15 protein-coding genes are annotated in these 22,672 nt (G+C 45.5%); 5 read left to right on the top strand and 10 right to left on the bottom strand.

From position 1 onward, the window contains the following. The first annotated feature begins 325 nt into the window (after positions 1-325). From QQ041_RS22680 to QQ041_RS22670, 3 genes are all read left to right on the top strand, one after another. Positions 326-1,294: a TAXI family TRAP transporter solute-binding subunit gene (locus QQ041_RS22680; RefSeq protein WP_017061374.1), complete on the top strand. Its 969-nt coding sequence runs from the start codon at positions 326-328 to the stop codon at positions 1,292-1,294. A 255-nt stretch (positions 1,295-1,549) separates the two neighbouring features. After that, on the top strand, positions 1,550-4,129 hold the full coding sequence (locus QQ041_RS22675; RefSeq protein WP_285955128.1) for a TRAP transporter permease: 2,580 nt from the start codon (positions 1,550-1,552) through the stop codon (positions 4,127-4,129). A gap of 107 nt (positions 4,130-4,236) precedes the next feature. After that, a complete protein-coding gene (locus QQ041_RS22670) occupies positions 4,237-4,674 on the top strand; it encodes a universal stress protein (RefSeq protein WP_010434405.1) in 438 nt (145 codons plus the stop codon). A gap of 85 nt (positions 4,675-4,759) precedes the next feature. On the opposite strand, the gene QQ041_RS22665 is transcribed toward QQ041_RS22670, so the two are convergent. Further along, positions 4,760-5,722 (bottom strand): D-2-hydroxyacid dehydrogenase, encoded by a 963-nt coding sequence (locus QQ041_RS22665; protein ID WP_285955127.1) that lies wholly within the window; start codon positions 5,720-5,722, stop codon positions 4,760-4,762. A 34-nt stretch (positions 5,723-5,756) separates the two neighbouring features. Further along, positions 5,757-6,491, bottom strand: a complete 735-nt coding sequence (locus tag QQ041_RS22660; protein ID WP_285955126.1) for a pseudouridine synthase — start codon at positions 6,489-6,491, stop codon at positions 5,757-5,759. 158 nt (positions 6,492-6,649) lie between these two features. On the opposite strand from QQ041_RS22660, the gene QQ041_RS22655 reads away from it, so the two are divergent. After that, complete coding sequence (locus QQ041_RS22655; RefSeq protein ID WP_285955125.1) at positions 6,650-7,927, top strand: NRAMP family divalent metal transporter; 1,278 nt, start codon at positions 6,650-6,652, stop codon at positions 7,925-7,927. 110 nt (positions 7,928-8,037) lie between these two features. Here QQ041_RS22655 and rapA read toward each other — a convergent pair whose 3' ends face one another. After that, positions 8,038-10,947, bottom strand: a complete 2,910-nt coding sequence (rapA, locus tag QQ041_RS22650) for an RNA polymerase-associated protein RapA (RefSeq protein ID WP_285955124.1) — start codon at positions 10,945-10,947, stop codon at positions 8,038-8,040. 466 nt (positions 10,948-11,413) lie between these two features. On the opposite strand from rapA, the gene QQ041_RS22645 reads away from it, so the two are divergent. Beyond that, the gene (locus QQ041_RS22645; protein WP_285955123.1) at positions 11,414-12,793 is read left to right on the top strand and encodes a PhoH family protein; all 1,380 of its coding nucleotides are present in this window, start codon (positions 11,414-11,416) and stop codon (positions 12,791-12,793) included. 106 nt (positions 12,794-12,899) lie between these two features. Here the strand turns inward: QQ041_RS22645 and tldD are convergent, their stop codons facing one another. From tldD to mreC, 7 genes are all read right to left on the bottom strand, one after another. After that, on the bottom strand, positions 12,900-14,345 hold the full coding sequence (gene tldD / locus QQ041_RS22640; RefSeq protein ID WP_285955122.1) for a metalloprotease TldD: 1,446 nt from the start codon (positions 14,343-14,345) through the stop codon (positions 12,900-12,902). A gap of 19 nt (positions 14,346-14,364) precedes the next feature. Then, entirely contained in the window at positions 14,365-15,177 is an 813-nt protein-coding gene (locus QQ041_RS22635; RefSeq protein WP_146490473.1) for a carbon-nitrogen hydrolase family protein, read from the bottom strand. A 74-nt stretch (positions 15,178-15,251) separates the two neighbouring features. After that, a complete protein-coding gene (locus tag QQ041_RS22630) occupies positions 15,252-19,124 on the bottom strand; it encodes a YhdP family protein (RefSeq protein WP_285955121.1) in 3,873 nt (1,290 codons plus the stop codon). A gap of 10 nt (positions 19,125-19,134) precedes the next feature. After that, positions 19,135-20,604 (bottom strand): ribonuclease G, encoded by a 1,470-nt coding sequence (gene rng / locus QQ041_RS22625; RefSeq protein WP_017061363.1) that lies wholly within the window; start codon positions 20,602-20,604, stop codon positions 19,135-19,137. Between the two features lie 20 nt (positions 20,605-20,624). Further along, entirely contained in the window at positions 20,625-21,248 is a 624-nt protein-coding gene (locus tag QQ041_RS22620; RefSeq protein WP_285955120.1) for a nucleoside triphosphate pyrophosphatase, read from the bottom strand. A 7-nt stretch (positions 21,249-21,255) separates the two neighbouring features. Further along, positions 21,256-21,744, bottom strand: coding sequence for a rod shape-determining protein MreD (gene mreD / locus QQ041_RS22615; protein ID WP_004735926.1), 489 nt, complete (start codon positions 21,742-21,744; stop codon positions 21,256-21,258). Beyond that, positions 21,734-22,621 (bottom strand): rod shape-determining protein MreC, encoded by an 888-nt coding sequence (gene mreC, locus QQ041_RS22610; protein WP_004735927.1) that lies wholly within the window; start codon positions 22,619-22,621, stop codon positions 21,734-21,736. The genes mreD and mreC overlap by 11 nt, the downstream gene beginning before the upstream one ends. Between the last annotated feature and the right edge of the window lie 51 nt (positions 22,622-22,672).

The raw sequence follows: 22,672 nt of genomic DNA, 5'->3' as shown, positions 1-22,672 counted from the left end.
ACTATCAGCCTTACTAATGGATCACGAGCATCTATTCGCTTCGTGATCCAAATCACATCCTAGAATATCCATGCTCCCCTCCCGAAATTACACTAAATCATTGATTTTAAAAAACTCAGTAGCAAATTAAACACGAGATCTAGACATCATTTGTTAGATTTTTTAGCTATATCTTTTAACATTCGAGTAATTTTCTGCCAATTTTTGATATTATTCAGCCACTTTTTCATCACATGGATTGAAAAAGGTGCCGTTTCCAAATAGGAAACTCCAGAAACGACTACACTTGTTTCAGGGTTAATAATGAATAAAGGAAGGGAAATTCATGGCATTTACCAAACTTATTAAAGTTGGTGCTATTGCAGCTGCTGTAATGGGCGCTGGCGCTGTTAACGCTCAAGAGTTCATCACAATTGGTACTGGTTCAGTGACGGGTGTTTACTATCCGACTGGTGGTGCAATTTGTAAACTAGTGAACAAGGGCCGCAAAGACCACAACATTCGTTGTTCTGTAGAGTCTACTGGTGGTTCAATCTACAACGTTAACACCATCCGTGCTGGTGAACTAGATTTCGGTGTTGTTCAATCGGACTGGCAATACCACGGCTACAACGGTACAAGTAAGTTCAAAGATCAGGGCGAATACAAGAAACTTCGCGCTATGTTCTCTCTACATACAGAACCGTTCAACATCATCGCTCGTACCGATGCTGGCATCAACAATGTTTCTGACCTAGCTGGTAAGCGCGTAAACATTGGTAATCCAGGCTCTGGTGACCGTGCAACGATGGGTGTTGTAATGGACGCTATGGGTTGGACGAACGACAGCTTCAAGCTTGCTTCTGAACTTAAAGGTTCTGAGCGTTCACAAGCACTTTGTGATAACAAGATTGATGCATTCATCTACATGGTTGGTCACCCGAACGGTTCAATCAAAGAAGCAACGACTTCTTGTGATGCAAAACTGGTTTCAGCAACAGGTCCCCAGATCGACAAGATCGTAGCTGAAAACCCATACTACGCTTACAGCACAGTTCCTGCTGGCATGTACCGTGGTACTGACGCTGACGTAAACAGCTTCGGTGTTGCAGCAACAATGGTAACAACTTCAGACGTTTCTGAAGAAGTTGCATACAACGTTGCTAAGGCAGTATTTGAAAACTTTGACACTTTCAAACGTCTACACCCAGCATTTGCTAACCTGAAAAAAGAAGACATGGTTAAAGCGGGTATCTCTATCCCTCTTCACCCAGGCGCAGCAAAATACTACAAAGAAGTGGGCCTTCTAAAGTAATTCTACTTTAAGCCTACTACACCAATAAGGAGGCTAGCCCTCCTTATTGGCTTTTCACGTTTTATAAAAATAACTTAAGTGAAAAGAGCAACCCTTTAAGTTTCTCCAATTTGGAGGACTTACCTTCGTATCAAGCCTAAGACAAAGACGAACAAAGAACGCATTTCCCTATCCATTCACTACACTAGATAGGAAATAAATAACGTTTGGTTGTTCGTAAGAAAAGGCAGACCATCAATAATAAGGATAAAGTACATGACGCAGACAACATCACCGTCTCCAGATGTGCAAGAAATGGTGGCACAATCAGATACTGGTGCGCGTAGCCCTCGTGGTATCCAAGGCCGTATTTTATGGTTTGTGCCTCTATGTTGGTCACTGTTCCAACTTTGGTATGCATCTCCGCTGCCGTTCATTTTTAACTTCGCAATTTTAAACGACACTGAAGCTCGAGCAATTCACCTTACGTTTGCTATTTTCTTAGCCTTTACCGCTTATCCAGCTATGAAGAACTCGCCTCGGGATCGCATTCCTGCAGTCGACTGGATATTGGCGCTAGTAGGTAGTTTTTCAGCTTCTTATATCTATATTTTCTACACTGAACTTGCCGGTCGCTCGGGTGCACCAACAACATTCGATATTGTTGCGGCCGTATTCGGTATGGTTCTACTGCTTGAAGCAACACGACGCGCTTTAGGTCCACCTCTTATGGTTGTGGCGGCAGTATTCCTACTTTACACCTTTGGTGGCCCTCACATGCCAGACGTTATTGCCCACAAAGGTGCGAGCCTGAACAAGGCAATGTCGCACCTGTGGCTAACAACAGAAGGTGTATTCGGTGTAGCTCTTGGCGTATCAACGTCATTCGTATTCTTGTTTGTACTGTTTGGTGCAATGCTAGAACGTGCTGGTGCTGGTGCTTACTTCATCAAAGTTGCATTCTCTCTGCTTGGTCACATGAAGGGCGGCCCAGCGAAAGCAGCCGTTGTAGCGTCTGGTTTATCTGGTCTGGTATCAGGCTCTTCGATTGCAAACGTTGTTACCACAGGTACCTTTACTATCCCGCTAATGAAGCGTGTTGGTTTCCCGGGCACAAAAGCTGGTGCAGTAGAAGTAGCAGCTTCAACCAACGGTCAGCTAACGCCACCTATCATGGGTGCTGCGGCATTCCTGATGGTTGAATATGTGGGCATCTCGTATGTAGAAGTAATCAAGGCGGCGCTACTTCCAGCTCTGATCTCTTATATTGCTCTGATTTACATTGTTCACCTAGAAGCATGTAAAGCAGGTATGACTGGCCTACCTCGTCGCCACACACCAACTATCGTACAAAGCCTACTCTCTTTCACTGGAACCATTTTAGGTCTATGTGTTATCAGTGCTGCGGTTTACTACGGTGTCGGTTGGACGAAAGATGTCTTTGGCGATGCTGCAACACCAATCGTAACTGTGGCGCTATTGATCGCTTATGTTGCTCTGGTTCGCGTATCAGCAAAATACGCAGCTGAAGGCGGCATGGAAATCGATGCAGACCTGAAAGAAGTTCCAGATCCAGGTCCAACGATTAAATCTGGTTTGCACTTCCTACTGCCTATCGTAGTGCTAGTTTGGTGTTTAACGGTTGAACGTTTCTCCCCAGGTCTGTCTGCCTTCTGGGCAACCGTATTCATGATCTTCATTTTGATCACTCAGCGTCCTTTAATGACTCTGATGAACAAATCAGACGATCTTGCAGAGCAAACCAAAGCTGGCTTCGTTGATCTAGCTGAGAGCTTGGTTTCAGGCGCACGTAACATGATAGGCATCGGTGTAGCAACAGCTGCTGCAGGTACGGTTGTTGGCGTGGTGACTCTAACGGGTATCGGTCTTGTAATGACGGATTTCGTTGAGTTTATCTCAGGCGGTAGCATCATCCTTATGCTGCTATTTACTGCAGTAATCAGCTTGATCTTAGGTATGGGCTTGCCAACAACGGCGAACTACATCGTTGTTTCAACACTGATGGCGCCGGTAATTGTTACCTTAGGTGCAGCGCACGGCTTGATCATTCCACTGATTGCGGTTCACTTATTCGTGTTCTACTTCGGTATTCTTGCGGATGACACACCTCCGGTAGGTTTGGCAGCATTTGCGGCCGCCGCGATTGCGAAATCCGATCCGATTCGTACGGGTATTCAAGGCTTTACCTACGATATCCGGACCGCGATCTTACCGTTCATGTTCATATTCAATACCCAACTACTGTTGATGGGCATTGATTCTTGGTGGCACTTAGCTCTAACGATTTTCTCTTCTGTTACTGCGGTACTTATCTTTGCTGCAGCGACACAAGGTTGGTGGTTCACTAAGAACAAGTGGTGGGAAACCATACTGCTTATCGTTCTGACCTTCTCTTTCTTCCGCCCTGGTTTCTGGTGGGACATGATTTATCCAGAGAAAGTTCTTTCGCCAGGAGTTGAGATCGCTCAAATCACAGAAAATTTATCTGTGGGACAATCACTTGAATTGAGAGTAGGTGGCGAAAACTTAGAAGGTAACTATTCTGAGAAAACAGTCCGCCTTCCATTTGAAGATTCTGCGACAACAAGTGAAGACCGCATTGCTTCAATGGGTCTAATGCTGACACAAACTGACGACAAGATGATTGTTGATATGGTTGAGTTTGGTAGCCCTGCAGAAGCCGCTGGCATTGACTTTGATTGGGAAATTAAATCCGTTATCCAAGATGCAGATCGACCAATGAAAGAGTGGGTATTCTTACCTGCCCTACTGATTTTAATTGGTTTAGCGATGAACCAAAGAAGGCGTGCTCGTAAGGATGAGATTAGCGCGTAATGGATAGAGCCAAGTAGTGCTCTACTCTATTTGGCTTTTTTACTACATGGAAAAGATAATTACAGCGTTTGGTATGTACTAGACGCTGCTCAAAAAGAGACGAATACATGTATAGACAAATCCTTGTTCCCGTTGATCTTAACGACAAAGGCTTTTCTGATAAAGCCGTCGAGCTAGCGGTGTGGCACGCGAAACACAGCAATGCTGAAATCCACATTCTGAACGTACTACCGGGCATTCACATGTCGATGGTTGCGTCTTACTTCCCGAAAGATGCGGCGAACCAAATGAAGCTTGATGTTAAAAATCAGCTGAAAGAGTTTGCTGATAAGCACATTGACGATGAAGTGGTGTATAAGGTTCACGTTGCCGAAGGCAAGACCTACACAACGATTCTAGATTACGCAGAAAAACTGGGGGCTGACCTTATTGTGATGCCTAGCCATAAACGTTCGAAAATCGACAAAGTGGTACTTGGTTCTGTTGCGAGCAAAGTGGTACAGAACTCACCAATCAATGTATTGGTAGTTAAGCCGCAAGGCTAAATCACTTAATCGACACAACGATCTAAAAAGGTTGGCCTAAAAGCCAGCCTTTTTTGTTTTTAACTCACGCCGTTTAACTAACCATTTAGCTGACTAAATTTTGCGGATGACCTGCGACAAAGCCATCTATGTTATCGATTAAGATATCAGACAGTTTTTGAATGGAACTGTCACTGCCCCATGCGACGTGAGGTGTTAACAGTAAATTGGGTAAATGACTGTTAGCTAATAGTGGGTTTGAGTTGTCTGCTGGCTCTTGTGTAAATACATCCATACCTGCGCCGGCAATCTCATTACTTTTCAAAGCTTCAACCAAGGCTTGTTCATCGACCAATCCACCACGGCCAGCATTAATTAACACCGCACTTGGTTTCATCATTGCTAGCTCACGCTCTGAAATCAGGTTTAGGGTCGCATCAGTCAATGGACAATGCAGGCTGATCGCATCCGCTTGCTTTAAAACAGTTTCAAAAGGCAAATAGCCTTCTCGACAACAGTCTGCCCCTTTACGCTCAGCAAAGATGACGTTCATACCAATAGCTTTTGCCAGAATCGCGGTCGCTTGCCCTAAACTTCCACTACCGATCAAACCTAATGTGCTGCCTGCAATATCTTGGATCGGATGTGTAAAGAAACAAAACTGCTTGTCCTTTTGCCACTCTCCCGCTTCAATATCTTGATGATAGCCGACAAGGTTTCTCTTTAACGTAAACAACATTGCAATCACATGCTCAGGCACTGATTGAGTCGCGTAGCCCTGTACGTTAGCCACCGCGATATTGTTACCCTTGCAATAGTCGACATCGACATTGTTGACGCCAGTCGCTGACACAGCGATCAACTTGAGTTGTTGTGCTTGACCTAAATTATCAGCGTTAAGCACAACCTTATTGGTGATAACAACATCCGCTCTCGCAATACGCTCTGCAACTAGCTCTGGAGCAGTAAAATCATACTCCATCCACTGATGTTCAAAGCTGAGAGGTTTTAAATGAATTTGAGGTGGGATGGTGGCTCTGTCGAGAAAAACCACTTTCAACTTCGACATTGTACGTCCTTGAATTGGTATTGGTGGCACCATTCTAAGCTTTTAGCTTACCGTAGTCTGGAAGCTCTGGCGCAATTTCAAAGTGCTGTTCGATTTGCGGAAATGCTTGAGGATAAAACTCGCATGGAACAAAAGCTTTGAATAACTGATCATTAGCCGGATGATAAAAACTCAGTTCACACGCGTGCAGAGCTAACCTATCGCTATAGTTAAACGCATCTGGCGTTGCATAAAACTCGTCGCCCACAATTGGGTTCCCTATTTCCATACAATGCACACGTAACTGATGAGAGCGGCCAGTAATCGGCAGTAACTTCAACAAGGTGGTTTGAGTCTCTTGTTGCTCCACCACATAACGAGTCTGTGATGGTTTACCGTCCTCGAAACACACTTTCTGCTTCGGGCGATTCGTCCAATCGCAAAGAAGAGGAAGGTCAATCAATCCCTCTTTCTTTTCAACTGAACCCCATACCCGTGCGTAATAGAGTTTGTGAGTCAGTCGATATTGAAATTGCTTCTTCAGATGTCGCTCTGCTGGTTTATGTTTAGCGAGCAGCATCAAGCCCGATGTCGACATGTCCAATCGATGCACGACTTGAATCTCCGGAAATTCGACAACTAACCGACTCCACATACTATCGTAATGTTCTGGCAATCTTCCCGGCACTGAAAGTAGGCCAGCAGGCTTGTTCACCACAAGAATATCGTCATCTTGATAGACAATATCAATCCACGGTTCACGTGGTGGTGTGTACTGTTCTAACGCCATTGAAGCCTCTTAATTACTAGTGAATAAATAATTTGCGGTTGATTTGTTTATTATTAAATACAATTTCCAATATTTTTGTACATAAAAGTTGACGACTTTACGAAACATGGTATTGATAGAGTAACGGAAAATAAGAAGTCAGCATCAAAGGAAAAATGATGGAAAGTACGGTTAAAACCACCAACACAAAAACACCAGCCTCAGCTCCCCTATCAAGCTTAATCAAGTCCCTTGGCCCAGGTATTATGATGGCCGCAGCGGCTGTAGGTGGATCTCACTTAGTCGCCTCAACCAAGGCTGGGGCGATTTATGGTTGGCAGCTTGCCGCACTTATTATCCTGGTAAACATATTTAAGTACCCATTCTTCAGAGCTGGTATCCAATATACTCTTGGCACAGGGCAAAGTTTGGTGGAAGGATACTCTAACCTTGGCCGACCTTACCTTGTTACCTTTTCGATACTGAGTGCCATTTCCGCCGTGGTAAATACTGCAGCACTACTGTTATTTAGTGCAAGCCTACTTAGCTACTTTGTTCCTTTCGAATTAGCCACCAGCACATTGTGCATGATCGTTTTAGCGACCTGTTTGATCATTCTTTTTGCTGGCCATTATCGCGCGCTCGATACACTATCTAAAGCGATCATGGCGATCCTTACCATCACAACCTTAGCTGCCGTTGCGATTGCTATTGGCTCTCCCGTTGAACCGGATGCTGCTTTTGTTCCACCATCACCTTGGTCATTAGCTGCTATTGGCTTTATCGTGGTGACCATGGGTTGGATGCCTGCGCCTATCGAGATTTCAAGCATCACCTCTATGTGGCTAAAAAGCCAAAAAGAGAAACAGGAAGTCACTGCTCAATCTGCCTTATTCGATTTCAACGTCGGCTACATTGGAACTGCACTGCTTGCTTTGGTATTTGTCGCTTTGGGTGCTCTAGTGCTTCACGGTTCAGGCGTGGAACTGTCTCGCTCTGGTGTTGGCTTTACTCACCAGCTAGTTGGTATTTATGCTTCTACGATTGGTGAATGGTCTCGTCCACTGATTGCGATCGTCGCTTTCTTCTGTATCTTTGGCAGTACCATTACCGTTATCGATGGCTACTCACGTGTGCTTGCTGAATCACAGCGTCTGTTACTCAACAAAGAATCGAGCCCACGCATGCTGCAAGGTTGGATCATCATTGTCTCTATAGCAGCACTCGCCATTGTGATGTTCTTTAGCGCTGCATTGATGCCAATGCTTGATTTTGCAATGGTACTTGCCTTTGCAACAACGCCATTCTTCGCGCTACTTAACTTCATCTTAGTAAACAAGGCTAAACTTCCAGAAGCACTAGCAATTGGTAGCAAGCTAAAATGGTTGTCTGTCGCGGGTCTTGTTTACCTATTTGGTTTCTTAGCAGTATTTGTTTGGTGGAAGTGGTTGATGTAATTCCTCAGCCGATACATCTTTAAACAACCAATACAGCTTTCAACGCTAGATAAAAATAAGGCCTTCATGATGAAGGCCTTATTTCGTTGAAGCATTTCGCTAATTCAAAACTAGTTGTGAGAAACCACAATCAAGCGTAATGAATCTAGCTGAACCTGAGCTTTGCTGATGTAACCAGTTAGTTCATTGATTTGAGCTTCGATTACCTCTAGCTCTTCATCACGAATGTTAGGGTTCACGGCTTTAAGCGCTTGTAGACGCTCTAATTCACCGTTTAGATTAGTCTGCATGTCTCGTTGAGCTTGTTGACGCACTTCTTCCACTTTAGGAAGTACGTGCGTCTCACCTGCTTCGATTAGCTTGTGAATCTCACCTTGTACCGAGTTAACTAGCTTGCTCGCTAAGTGACGGTTTACAGGGCTTAATTGACGGTTAAAGCTGTCGAACTCAACCTGAGCAGATAGGTCGTTACCACGGCCATCCATCATCAAACGAATTGGCGTCTTAGGTAAGAACTGGCTGATACCGCTGCGTTTCGGCGCTTGCGCATCGACAAGGTAAACCAACTCAAGCAGGATAGTACCCACAGGCAGCGCTTTGTTTTTCAGTAGCGATACCGCTGATGCACCCACACCCTCGCTCAGTAGCAGATCAATACCGCCCTGAATCATTGGGTGTTCCCAGCTAATAAAGTTCATGTCTTCACGAGAAAGCGCAGTATCACGATCAAACGTGATGGTTGCGCCTTCGTATGGTAAGCCTGGGTAGCTTGGCACCATCATGTGCTCAGATGGCGTTACAACCAGTGCATTTTCACCCTTGTCATCTTGGTTCAAACCAATCGTATCGAACAGGCTCAGTGCGAAAGTCACTAGATTAGTATCACCGTCAGTCGACGCGATCTTTTCTGCAATTTCATGCGCTTTATCGCCGCCGTTTGAATGCATTTCTAATAGGCGATCTCGGCCTTTTTCTAGATCTGATTTAAGGCTTTGGTTTAGCTTGGCAGACTCCTCAATCACTTCATCAAGTTGCTCGGTGTTACCAGAAGCCAGCATTTCAATAAGAACATCTGAGTACTTGTCGTAAACTGTGCGACCTGTAGGGCACGTCTCTGCAAATGCGTTCAGACCTTCATCGAACCAACGCGCTAGAATCGCCTGTGATGTACCTTTTAGATAAGGAACATGAATGTCGATATCACGCAGCTGACCAATACGATCCAAACGACCAATACGTTGCTCAAGCAAGTCTGGGTTGAATGGTAGATCAAACATCACTAATTGGTTAGCGAACTGGAAGTTACGACCTTCAGAGCCGATTTCACTACAAATAAGAACCTGAGCGCCGCCCTCTTCTTGAGCAAAGTAAGCCGCAGCTTTATCACGCTCTAGAATCGACATGCCTTCGTGGAATACCGTTGCACGTACACCTTCACGCTCACGTAGTGCTTGCTCTAATTGAAGTGCAGTACTTGCACGAGAAGCGATCACTAGGATCTTTTCGCTGCGCTTGTCTTGGATCTTTTCAATCAACCAGTTAACGCGTGAATCGAACTGCCACCAGCTTGAATCTTCACCTTCAAACTCTTGGAAGATCTCTTCTGGGTAAAGCATCTTCATCGCACGAGCTTCGGGTGCCATCTTGCCACCGATCATACCAGATACACGCATTGAGGTTGTGTACTGCGTTGGAATTTCCATCGGCAGTAGGTTTACATTACGTTTAGGGAAGCCTTTGATTGCAGCACGTGTGTTTCTGAAAAGAACACGGCCGGTACCATGGCGATCCATAAGGTTATCAATCAATTCTTGGCGAGCTAACGCTTGCTCTTCTTCGCTGCTATCACCTTCAATCACACGGAACAGAGGCTCAACATCTTGCTCAGAAAGCAGTTCCGTAATCTGGTTCTTCGCGCTGTTTTCAAGCTTCACACCAGAGAATAGAGCCGTTACTGCATCAGCAACGGGGGCGTATTGGTCTTCTTCTTCAACGAATGCTTCGTAATCGTAGAAGCGATCTGGATCAAGCAGGCGCAGACGTGCAAAGTGGCTCTCACGACCAAGCTGCTCAGGCGTTGCGGTTAGTAGTAACACACCAGACGTATTTTCCGCTAAGCCTTCTACCACTTGGTATTCGCGGCTTGGTTTGTCTTGGCTCCACTCAAGGTGGTGCGCTTCATCGACGACCAACAGATCCCACTCACCTTCAAGAGCTTGCTCGTAGCGCTTGCGGCTCTTACGTAGGAAGTCCAAAGAACACAAAACGTATTGCTGGGTATCAAATGGGTTGTCTGATTCAGCAAACGCTTCGATACAACGCTCTTCGTCAAAGATAGAGAAGTGCAGATTGAAACGACGCATCATCTCTACTAACCATTGATGTTGTAGAGTTTCAGGAACCACAATAAGAATACGTTCAGCACGGCCAGACAGCACCTGTTGGTGGATGATCATGCCCGCTTCGATGGTTTTACCTAGGCCAACTTCATCGGCCAGTAAAACACGCGGAGCGTGACGACGACCCACTTCATGAGCGATGTATAGCTGATGAGGGATTAAGCCAGCACGCATACCACACAAGCCACGCATAGGGCTCTTGTGTTGTTGGTACTGGTTGCTCAGCGCGCGGTAACGCAACACAAAGTTATCCATACGATCGATTTGACCCGCGTACAGTTTATCTTGTGGCTTGTTAAATCGGATCTGGTTGCTTAAGAAGATTTCACGCAGAGTGACTTCTGTTTCTTGGGTATCTTCGCGAGTACCTAAGTAGGTTAGCAGCCCTTTGTCTTCGATAACTTCTTCGACAGACAGAGACCAACCTTCTTGGCATTCGATGACATCGCCTACATTAAACGTTACTCGGGTTACGGGAGCATCAGTACGTGCATAAACACGGTTTTCTTCTGACGCTGCAAACATTAGTGTCACTGTGCGAGCATCCATTGCTACAACGGTACCTAAACCTAAATCGCTCTCCGTATCGCTTATCCAGCGTTGCCCCAAAGCAAATGTCATGAATCGACTACCTCAATCTTATAGTTGGAATTTGGTCTTTTTAACTGCAGTTTCAAACAAGAACGTTCTCGCTCCTGAACTAAAAATATAGCCAAAAATGCCTAGTTTGCAGCCACTTTTTAAGTGCGCTCTCAATAATAAATATCTCGAGAACATGGTGCAGAAAAAGGTCGCTAATCTTACTCGATGCTGTGATTTAGGTCACGCCTAAAGGAGATGATTTCGTGCTTTTTTTCTGTTTTCGCCAGTGCAATCAAACTGTCAAAAATTCATGGTTAATCTATAGGTAGCAGATTGCTGCTCTCAAACGAATACGCCATATTCACTCATCACAATATGGCGCTGTTCCTCTAGATGAAGTTTAGGTGAGTAGTTGACTATCACCAGAATCAGATACTAATCTTTATATGAGCTTTATCTACGTTCAATCGATGCAAAGCAAGCCGTACTACGGCAAGGAGATGCTATGGGCGAGACCAACCGGAAGCTATTTGTTTTAGACACCAATATCCTACTTCACGAACCCTTCGCTATATTTTCTTTCCAAGAGCACGATGTCGTTATCCCCATGACAGTGCTAGAAGAACTCGACAGAATTAAAGACAGTAAAAGAGACGTTGCTCGAGATGCGAGAATTGCGATTCGAACGCTCGAAGACCTGTTCAGGGAAGCCACACCAGATCAAATATCGGAAGGCATCCCTTTTTCTAAAGACATAAACGCATCTGGCAGTATTTCAATACTCGCTGATTACGAACTTCAAGAAAGCATCAAAGCCTTCGCCGATGACAAGGCAGGCGATAACCGAATCCTCAACGCCGTCCTCTATCTTCAAAATAAACGCGCGCCGCGCGAAGTGGTTCTTATTACCAAAGACATCAACATGCGTTTGCGAGCCAAAGGAGCCGGTGTCCGTTTTGTTGAGGACTATCAAACCGACCAACTGATTGATGATATCCAATATCTAACCAAAGGCTTCCAACAACTGGAAGGCGCATTTTGGGATTGTATCGATAATGTCGAGAGCAGAAGTTTAGGCGGAAAGACGCTGCACACCTTAGCAAGAGCGCCGTTCGAGCCCACTTTCCTCAATCAATATGTGATTGACGAGGAGAGTGACTTTGCGGCTCGAGTCGAAGAAATTGAGCCGCAAAGCATTACCCTGAGAGACCTCAGCCGCGAAAGACTGATGAATCGCAGGGCATGGGACATCACACCAAAGAACGTCTATCAAGGCATGGCGATAGACGCACTGCTCGACCCTGATATTGATCTTGTTATTCTCACCGGCGCAGCGGGTAGTGGTAAAACACTGCTCGCGATGGCCGCAGCGCTTGAGCAAACCATTGAGCGTAAACAATTCGATAAGATCATCGTAACCCGAAACACACCGGACATCGGTGAATCCATTGGTTTCCTTCCGGGTACAGAGGAAGAGAAGATGTTGCCTTGGTTGGCAGCGGTGACCGATACACTCGAAGCGCTGCACAAGAATGATCACTGCACAGAAGGCTCGATGAAATACATCTGTGACAAAGCCAACATCCAGTTCAAATCGATTAACTTTATGCGTGGCCGTTCAATTCAGAATGCGTTTGTGCTTTTGGATGAGTGTCAAAACCTGACCGCTTCACAAATCAAAACCATTATCACCCGTTGTGGTGAAGGTACTAAGATCGTCTGCTCAGGGAACCTAGCGCAGATAGATTCTTCCTATCTAACCCCTGTGACCTCGGGGCTCACCTACATGGTCGAGCGTTTTAAAAACTTCGAAGGCAGCGCTAACATCCACCTCAATGGTGTGGTGCGTAGCCGACTGGCTGAGTTCGCGGAAGAGAACATGTAATCGCTTTTTTGCTCTTACTCATCATTCACCCAAAAACAAAAAGCGCCTCATAATAGAGGCGCTTTTCAATTTATCTTTATAGTGATTTTTCAGAGGCTAGTCTGCTTTACTCAGTACCACCAACCGTTAGAGAGTCTAGTTTCAATGTTGGCTGACCAACACCTACAGGTACGCTTTGACCAGCCTTACCACATACACCAACACCGCGGTCGATGCTTAGATCGTTACCCACCATAGACACTTGCTGCATTGCCTCGATACCAGAACCTATTAGCGTTGCGCCCTTCACTGGGTGAGTGATCTTACCGTTTTCAATCATGTACGCTTCAGAAGCTGAAAATACAAACTTACCTGAAGTAATATCAACCTGGCCGCCACCGAAGTTCGGTGCGTAGATACCTTTCTCAACCGTCGCGATGATCTCTTCCGGCGAGTGTTCGCCCGGTAGCATGTATGTATTCGTCATACGTGGCATTGGAAGGTGCGCGTATGACTCACGACGACCATTACCTGTCGGTGCTACACCCATTAGACGAGCGTTCAACTTATCTTGCATGTAACCCTTTAAGATTCCGTTTTCGATTAGCGTATTGTACTGACCGTTAACACCTTCATCATCGACGTTCAATGAACCGCGTAGATCCGTTAATGTGCCGTCATCGACAATCGTACATAGGCTTGAAGTTACTTGTTCACCAACTTTGCCAGAGAATACTGACGACTCTTTACGGTTGAAATCGCCTTCTAAACCATGGCCTACCGCTTCATGCAGCAAAACGCCCGGCCAGCCAGAACCAAGAACCACAGGCATTGCACCAGCAGGCGCAGCCACCGCTTCAAGGTTAACTAATGCTTGGCGAATCGCTTCATCCGCAAACTGATAAGCTACTTGAGTGCCTTTGTCATCACTTAAGAAGAAGTCATAACCAAAACGGCCACCACCACCAGCGCTACCACGCTCACGACGATCGCCTTTCTGCGCAAGTACGCTGATTGATAGACGAACCAGCGGGCGAATGTCACCAGCGTAAGTCCCATCAGTCGCAGCAACCAACATCTGCTCATGCACACCACTTAGGCTCACCGATACTTCAGTCACCATAGGTTCTTTAGTGCGAATGTAAGCATCTAATGATTTGAGTAATTCTGTTTTCTGCTGTTTTTCCCAGCTCGCTAGCGGGTTGACTGCATCATAGTAAGCTTGATTAGAGTTGCGTTTGAACGCTTGAACCTTGCCGTTTTGACCTTGTTTAGCGATACCGCGAGCCGCAATTGCGCTCTGCTTAAGACCATCCAATTGAATTTGGTCAGAGTAAGCAAAACCGGTCTTTTCGCCAGATACGGCACGAACGCCAACACCGCAATCGATATTGAAAGAGCCGTCTTTAATAATGCTGTCTTCTAGCACCAAAGATTCGTGCCAGCTTGACTGAAAGTAGATATCAGCATAATCAATTTGGCGGGTAGCAATGCTCGCCAATGTATCTGCGATATTTTGCTCCGTAAGCCCTGTCGGGTTCAGTAGCGCTTCTTCAATTTGATTAATGCTCATAGATGGCTCTTGTTTGTAATTAAAATTGATTGGTGAATCGAGAGTGTTGCGTGATTGGCATATTTTGCCTAATTGACTCGCAACTGGATATGTCTATCTCAACCACCATACTTTTAGGATCTTGGTCTAACTGTGCGACTACTCGTCCCCAGGGATCAACCACCATAGAGTGTCCCCATGTCTCTCTTTGGCAAGGGTGCTTACCACCTTGCCCCACCGCGACAATCCACGATTGTGTTTCAATGGCGCGGCATCTTAACAGTGCTTCCCAGTGCGCTTGACCGGTTACAGCGGTGAACGCTGCAGGTACAACCATGATTTGTGCACCTTGCTTACGTAACTCTGAATACAAGTGAGGAAAGCGCACATCATAACAAATACTCAAACCTAAGCGACCAAAAGGCGTTTCCGTTGTCACAACTCGGTCACCTGGTGTGAAAATATCCGACTCTCGATAACACTTATGCGCATCGGCGACATCCACATCAAACATATGCAGCTTATCGTAATGAGCGACTAAACCACCAAAATCATCAATCACCAAGGTTGTGGTAGTCACACCTTTAGCTGTGCTTATCGGCATACTACCAATAACGATCCAAATTCGGTGAAGCTTTGCTAGCTCAGAAATTTTCTTTTGCAAAGGTCCATCATTTAAAGGCTCAGCATAGTGGTGATAGTCAGCTTTACTGCCAAAAACTAATGCGTTTTCAGGGCAAACGACCCACTTAGCGCCTAGCTCTTTGCACTTAACTATCTCTTGAGCGAGATAATCGAGATTGCTTTCAGGATCAGGGCCTGAAGTCATTTGAATCAATCCAACACAATCCATGTGTACCGCTTCTCCATTTATTATGATTCAGAATTTTAATTTTAGTTGTATATTAACCCACTAGTGTCTAACAACTATTCAGCCAATTTTCGGAGTTTCTCTGGAAGCTGGAATTCACCAGAGCTACGAGAAAGCTCACTCACAGTTGGTGAATCCAGAGGGCCTTTCACCGAATAGTTAACCTGAGTAAATACCTCAACAACCGGTGAAATAACCGTGGTTACCGCCAATACGTACAGCGCCGTTTGAGGAGTTACCGCAAAGGCCGTTAATACTGGAATACCTGAGGTAATATCTGGGGTAAAGTTCACCTCAGCATCAACCTGTCGTGTGTTGAGGTTAGCGATACCTTTGATCTTCATTTCACCAGCCACCGCATCCATATTGAGGTCGTTAGTCAGGAAGATACCATTTTGAATCTCACCCGTTCCTGTGATGCTGTTGAATGCCATGCCTTTATCAAACACATCTGAGAAATCGAGCTGCATCTTACGGATGATCGAATCTAGGCTAAACAGACCAAGCAAGCGAGCCGCACCGCTCACATCCGAGATAATACCTTTACCAAACTTGGTTTTAACGTTGCCATCAAGGGTGTCCATTTTGATCCCCCAAGGCGAACCATCCCAGTTCAGTTGACCTTCTAGCGCGAATGGCGCTTTTTGAATCCCAGAAGTAATGCCGAAGCGCTCCATTAACTCACTGTTGTTTTCACCCTCAACGTCAACGGCTAGCGATGAATGACTCTTGTCACCTTGCAATTCCCACCAGCCGCTAACATCTGCTTTGTTACCACCGCTTCGAACCTGAATCTTGTTCCACTCAATACGATCTGCGTTCCTAGTCATTTCAACATCGACCTTGCCAACCTTATAGCCTTGCAGCCAAAAATCGTTCAGGGTCAGCTTCAGGTTCGGCATCACATCGTGGATCTTCCTATCTAACTCAGAGATCAATGGCGCTTCTTGTGCTTTACGTTGCAGCAGTTGTTCTTGATTTTTCTTGTCGCTCCACTCAGGAACGAACAGATGTAGACGATCCAGTGAAACGGTCAAATCGTAAGGTGGCAGGTAATTAATATCCCCTTCGAGCTCTTGGCTAGAGACTTCCATTTGCCACGCTTGCTTGTTCTTGCGGGCGCTAAAATCGACATCATTCCAAGATATCCCCCCCAAGATCAGCTCTTTGCTCTCAAAGGTAATACGGCTTGGTGCTGGAATGGTTGGCGTGTTCATTTGGCTAAGCACAGCATTAGATGGCTGCACTGGTTCCATTACAACCGATAACCAATCATCAGCATTGAATTTGTCAGTACGAATCAACGCATGATGACCTACAACAGGACTAATTTTGTAGCCACCACGGCCCAGAACTAAATTAGTCGCCGTTAACTCAGGAACGTCACCTGTAATATCAATCTCAGCTTGGTACTTAGTGTTCGGCAATTGCAGACGCGCGGTAATCGCTTCTTGATTGCCCGATGCTTGTAGCCTTGCTGCCCCACTTTCTAGTGATTTTTTCGCCAGTGGATACGGGTAATCGCTCGCCAGATATTTAAGATCAGACTGTAAATCAAGTTGGTAAGTAAATCCGATATCATTAAGTTGGATATCAATCTGGCTCTGCCATTGCGCATGGCCTGACAAGCGACTTAACCACTGCTCACCAATGTAAGGTTCTAGAGGCTTAACATCCCAATCACCTAACACATCGATATCAACAGCATAGCCAGGGCCATCATTCTGACCTTTAAAGTCGAGTGATATACCTTGCTTAAGTAAATCAGCGGCGAGGCCATTTGCCGTCACTACATCATTATCAAACTCGATACGGCCCGTGGTGTTTTCAAGCACCATTGGCGGCGCTTCAATCTCAACATGGTTGCCACTAAGGTCAGCATAACCCCATGCTCTTGCTTCTTTTTCAGAATCAAACGGGATATTGAGCTGGAACTCGGAAGAGACATCACCACTCACTTGAAGTGCGGTTAACGCTGCGCCCACTGAGTCAACCAGTGGCGAAGCCGTCATATAATCACGCACCGCATTGCCAGACGCCGTTGCCTTCGCTTCAATCTCAATATGGCCGCCTTCCCCTAGATAAGGAATACGTCCAGTGATCCGGTCGGCTGTCACATCCATCAGCTGTGCTGAGCGAGAATCTAGATGCATTGCATCATTTTCAAATAACAGATCAAGCTGAAGGTCAGTAATCAGTGGCCACGCGGTGTCGAAACTGAATTTAGCGTCTTCTAATCCGACCCAAACTTGGAAAATACCATCATGGTTGGTGTATGGATATTGAGATAAATCACCATGCCACAACAGTTTTACGGTATCCGCTTTACCCGCTTGAATCGCAGTAGAAAGGTAGTCTGTCAGATCTTGCCCAAGAGCCAGCGTAGGTAAATAACGCCATGTTTCACCGACATTGTAAGCGTCCGCTTCACCGTAGAAAGATAAGAATGGGCTCGCATCCTTTGGGAAGTCCAAACGGAATGCGCCTAGTACTTGTAAATCTGGCGTTGCTGCCGTGATTTTATCCGACCACAGTTTCCAGCCACTCTCATCTTGTTGCCAAACAATATCAACCTGACCCTGTTTGATATTCAGAGGCGCTTGAAAAACATCGCCATAAGGAAACACATCGTCAATAACGTGAAGGCTGGCTTTCGCTTCCGAAGCAGAACCAAACACACTACCTGATACTTGACTAAAGCCGGGGACTAACTCCCACTGCTCAATCGCCAGCTCAGAAAAACTGGCAGAGTAACGCAGGCTCTCAATGTCTGCCCCCATAGATACGCGAATATCAGAGACAGAACCACCCGGCGCCAATACGTTGATCATTTTGGTTGATTGTTCAGAGTCAGGCAGCAGCTTGATCAACGGCGTAATTGTCTCAATGTTTAATTCAGAGACATTGAGCTCCCAGGGACCTTGGTTCCACTTGAACGCAATGTCGAGTTCAGGCCAAGGTGTATCGTCTGTTCTAAGGTTTAGTGAGTGGCCATTTACTTGCCAACCATCATCAATAGGAGACAACTTAAAGATACCTGACTCAAGCATCAGGTCATGCTTGCCATCTTCGTTCCAAGTCAATTCCGAAGGCAGAACTTCAACATAAGCGCTCACAGGTTTGCTATTACGCAGTGTTAGCCAGCTATTCAAGCTCACAGTGCCCGTCTCAATACCGGATTCCGCCTGCATATAACGAGTTAACCAAGGCTTTACTGAAATCCTGTCCGCACTGACATAAAACTCGCCCGTCATATCCGTTAGCGAGCCGCCATCAACAAAGTTAGCGCTCACTGACAATGAGTTTAGATTGGCATCTTTGATACTTACCACGCCTTCCGCAAGATGATGCTTACCAGAGTTTTGCCATTTAAGAGTTTCGATATCAAGCTGACGTTCTTCATCAGAGATAGTGCGATACAAAAGAGAGGAATCTTTAGCGGTCACATCCACCAAAGTTTTCAGCAGTAAATTATCGAGCTCTTGTATCACTCGCTTGGAAGAACCGGGATCTTTAGGTTCGTCTTTGCCATTTTGTCCGGCAAACAGATCAATAGAGCGGATATCAAGATACATTTTATTCATGACCAAATCGGCCACAACCGGACGCATCTGTACGACCGATTGAATCAAGTCAAACTCGACTTCAACACGCTCGACAGAAAAGGTCACATCTTCTGCATTAGGAAGGCTGGCTTTAACGCCTTGCAGAGCAATAGAGGGGTGAGTGTTACGCCAAAAACCGCCCACGTCTTGAATCGAAAAATCAAAACCGGAATGTTGGTTTACCCAAAGCTCAATTTCAGATTGATACTTATTTAAATTGGGTAAGGCTACACGCAGTGTAGTTACGGCAATGGCTAGCGTTACTAAGAAAGTAACCACTAACCATAAACATGCACGTAGAATCAGAGTAACGCTTGAGCTCACAAAATTTCCATTACATCATAACAACATCAAACTGCTCTTGTATGTACAGAGGCTCAGCCTGGATTTTAACTTGCTTACCAATAAACACTTCAAGCTCAGCAAGCGCATGAGATTCATCGCCCTCTAACGCCTCAGCCACGGCAGCTGCCGCATAGACCACAAATTTATCGGCGTCGTACGCACGATTCACTCGCGTGATCTCCCGAAGAATTTCATAACAAACGGTTTCAACTGTCTTCACACTGCCGCGACCTTCACAAGCAGGACAGCTAGAACACAGGATATGCTCGATACTTTCACGAGTACGTTTACGAGTCATCTCAACCAAACCAAGCTGCGTGAAGCCATTAATATTGGTTTTCACACGGTCTTTGTCGAGCGCAGCCTCTAAAGAAGTTAGTACTCGCTTACGATGTTCCTCAGACAACATATCAATAAAGTCGATAATGATAATGCCACCTAAGTTACGCAAACGCAGCTGGCGAGCAATCGCCTGAGTTGCTTCTACGTTGGTGTTGAAAATCGTCTCTTCTAAATTACGGCGACCAACAAACGCGCCAGTGTTGATATCAACCGTGGTCATCGCTTCAGTTTGGTCGATAATCAGATACCCACCAGACTTTAATTCAACTTTACGATCCAATGAACGCTGAATTTCGTTCTCGGTATCGTACATATCAAAGATAGGCTTATCACCTTCATACAGCTCAAGCTTGTCTGTTAGCTCTGGCACGTATTCAGAGGTAAACTCTTTTAGGTTTTCATATTCTAGGCGAGAATCGACCTGAATCTTGCTCAGCTCAGTACCGACAAAATCACGCAAGATACGTTGACTTAAGCAAAGCTCACCATACAAGCGAGTACGCGCTTTGTGCTTACCACGACGCTCTAATACTTTTAGCCACAGTCGCTTTAAGAAGGCGGCATCTTGTGCCAACTCATTTGAGTCTGCACCTTCTGCTGCGGTACGGATGATGAAGCCACCGTGTTCGTCACAGTAACGAGACACAACTTTTTTAAGACGGTTGCGTTCAGACTCGCTGTCGATACGTTGAGATACACCAACATGACTTGCGCCCGGCATAAATACCAGATAACGAGACGGTAGAGTGATATCAGTCGTTAAGCGGGCACCTTTAGTACCAAGAGGGTCTTTGACCACTTGCACCACAATGTCTTGCCCTTGGCGAACAAGTTCTGAAATGTCACGAACTTGAAACTGCTTCTTTTCATTTTCAGCAACACATTCAGTGTGTGGAACAATATCAGAGGCGTGTAAAAAAGCTGCTTTCTCAAGGCCTATATCCACAAAAGCCGCCTGCATTCCCGGAAGAACACGGCTTACACGTCCTTTATAGATATTTCCTACGATACCGCGTCGAGCATCTCGTTCGACATGGATCTCTTGAAGAGCCCCCCCCTCAATCATGGCCACACGAGTTTCACTCGGGGTCACGTTCAGCAACAATTCAGCACTCATGGTGCACCTCAGATTAGTAATTATAAGAATTCTTGCAGTAGCTGATCCGTTTCAAATAAAGGTAAGCCGACAACGGCATAATAACTACCTTCGATTCGGGTAACGAAGCGTCCGCCCAAACCTTGGATCCCATAGCTACCGGCTTTGTCGCATGGCTCCCCTGTTTGCCAGTATTGTTCTATTTCTTTTTCACTGAGGGGTTTAAACCATACGTCGGTAATAATGATTTCTGTTCTTTGTTTTTCTTCTGAAACCACAGAAACCGCCGTCATCACTTGGTGACGTTCATTCGCTAACTGAGTAAGCATACGCTTAGAGTCAGCAAGATCGGTCGGCTTCTCAAGCACTTGCCCTTGGCTAACGACGACTGTGTCGGAACCAAGAACGACTATATCAGAGCCATTATCTACAGTATCAGAACTAGGAACGACATGCTGCCTTTCAGAAGGGTTATCTTTTAATAAAGACAATGCAGCTAAGGCTTTATCTAAAGATAGTCGCTTAACATATTCTTCGGCGGTTTCTTGAGCGTGTTTACACTCTTCAACATCGGTTACAAGGACAGAGAACTCATAACCGAGTTGCGATAGTAATTCTTTGCGGCGTGGTGAACCGGATGCCAAAACTAAATGTTTCTTTTCCATCGTCACGCTACCTCACATGCCAATGACGACGCACGCGTCTCATTAATAAAAACATCCAAGGCCAAAGTATACAGTTTATCAATGCGCTCCATAGCGATAATGGGTTGAAAACGACATCTTGGATCAAATATTCACCGAAGAAGATCAATACCTCAAACAACACCGTTAACGCAGCAATGATCATCGCTTGCTGCCATAGCGCCATGTTACGAATAACGAGGAAGTTCATCGCAATAATGTACATCACTATCGCCATCATCATACCTCGAATGCCTAGAGTAGAACCGATCAAAAGGTCCCACAATAAGCCTAGAATCAAAGCACTACCTACGTTAACACGATGCGGCAGAGCCAAAACCCAGTAACACGTAACCAGCAGCAACCAAGATGGTCTAAATAGATCTAAGCTACCAGGCCAAGGGATCGTTTGCAGAATAAGTGCTACTAAAAATGAGCAGCCAATTACGACCTTGCTTCTCAAAACACTATTGGCCATCTTCACCCTCTAACAATGCTTGTTCTATGCTGGATTGATCCGCTTGCATCTGTTTATTTTCATCAGGCCATACAAGCAACAAGTATCTGAGCTTATCGAACTCAACCACAGGCTCTGCTTTGATAACGGCGAACTCTCGTTTTGGATCGTAATCAACGGCAGTAACATAGGCGACTGGATAACCTTCTGGATAGACTCCACCAAGACCCGATGTCACCAACAGATCTTCTTCCTGTATATCGGTACTGGTTGGAATGTGCTCTAGCTGGATTTCATCAATCATGCCATTGCCAGAAGCAATCACACGGATGTCATTACGGATAACCTGGACGGGAATCGCATTGTTTGCATCCGTTAGCAGCAAGACTCGGCTATTATGAGCAGCAACAAAAGTCACTTGGCCAACAATACCTTTCTCGTTGATCACCGGCTGACCTTCATACACTCCATCAATCTGACCTTTGTCGATCACGACTTGATGACGATATGGTGAAGTATCTACCGCCATAACTTCTGTAACGACTTTCTTCTCATCACGGATAAACGGAGATCCTAACAGCTTACGAAGGCGCTTGTTTTCTTCTTGATATTGCTCAAGCAGAATCAGCTCGCTCTTCAGTCGCAAGACTTCTCGTTTAATATTATGATTTGATTCGATCAGACCTTTACGAGTGCTAAAACGGTCGTATACACCATCAAACATCGTACGAGGAAGGTTAGCTGCATATTGAATTGGGGCAACCATGCTGTTTAATAGATAGCGAACATTTGAGAAAGCATCTAAACGACTATCAGCCAGCATAAGGCTGGCTGATAAAATTACAGCAAAAAACAGGCGCAATTGTAGAGAGGGACCTCTACCAAAAATTGGCTTCATTCTATATTTGGTCCTAGAGCTACATTTGATCCTATAGACAAGGTCCTAGGC

Source organism: Vibrio sp. TMPB1044 (genome assembly GCF_030442075.1).
GTDB lineage: Bacteria > Pseudomonadota > Gammaproteobacteria > Enterobacterales > Vibrionaceae > Vibrio > Vibrio satsumensis.
The sequence above is the reverse complement of the archived record's forward strand: the minus strand, read 5'-3'. Positions and strand labels throughout refer to the sequence as shown.

Bases quoted from the DNA above. Each gene is read 5' to 3' on its own strand.
- mreD (WP_004735926.1), bottom strand. From the start codon at position 21,744: ATGGCCAATAGTGTTTTGAGAAGCAAGGTCGTAATTGGCTGCTCATTT.
- QQ041_RS22635 (WP_146490473.1), bottom strand. From the start codon at position 15,177: ATGGATTGTGTTGGATTGATTCAAATGACTTCAGGCCCTGATCCTGAA.
- tldD (WP_285955122.1), bottom strand. From the start codon at position 14,345: ATGAGCATTAATCAAATTGAAGAAGCGCTACTGAACCCGACAGGGCTT.
- QQ041_RS22660 (WP_285955126.1), bottom strand. From the start codon at position 6,491: ATGGCGTTAGAACAGTACACACCACCACGTGAACCGTGGATTGATATT.
- mreC (WP_004735927.1), bottom strand. From the start codon at position 22,621: ATGAAGCCAATTTTTGGTAGAGGTCCCTCTCTACAATTGCGCCTGTTT.
- QQ041_RS22645 (WP_285955123.1), top strand. From the start codon at position 11,414: ATGGGCGAGACCAACCGGAAGCTATTTGTTTTAGACACCAATATCCTA.
- QQ041_RS22675 (WP_285955128.1), top strand. From the start codon at position 1,550: ATGACGCAGACAACATCACCGTCTCCAGATGTGCAAGAAATGGTGGCA.
- QQ041_RS22665 (WP_285955127.1), bottom strand. From the start codon at position 5,722: ATGTCGAAGTTGAAAGTGGTTTTTCTCGACAGAGCCACCATCCCACCT.
- QQ041_RS22655 (WP_285955125.1), top strand. From the start codon at position 6,650: ATGGAAAGTACGGTTAAAACCACCAACACAAAAACACCAGCCTCAGCT.
- QQ041_RS22670 (WP_010434405.1), top strand. From the start codon at position 4,237: ATGTATAGACAAATCCTTGTTCCCGTTGATCTTAACGACAAAGGCTTT.
- rapA (WP_285955124.1), bottom strand. From the start codon at position 10,947: ATGACATTTGCTTTGGGGCAACGCTGGATAAGCGATACGGAGAGCGAT.
- QQ041_RS22620 (WP_285955120.1), bottom strand. From the start codon at position 21,248: ATGGAAAAGAAACATTTAGTTTTGGCATCCGGTTCACCACGCCGCAAA.
- QQ041_RS22680 (WP_017061374.1), top strand. From the start codon at position 326: ATGGCATTTACCAAACTTATTAAAGTTGGTGCTATTGCAGCTGCTGTA.
- rng (WP_017061363.1), bottom strand. From the start codon at position 20,604: ATGAGTGCTGAATTGTTGCTGAACGTGACCCCGAGTGAAACTCGTGTG.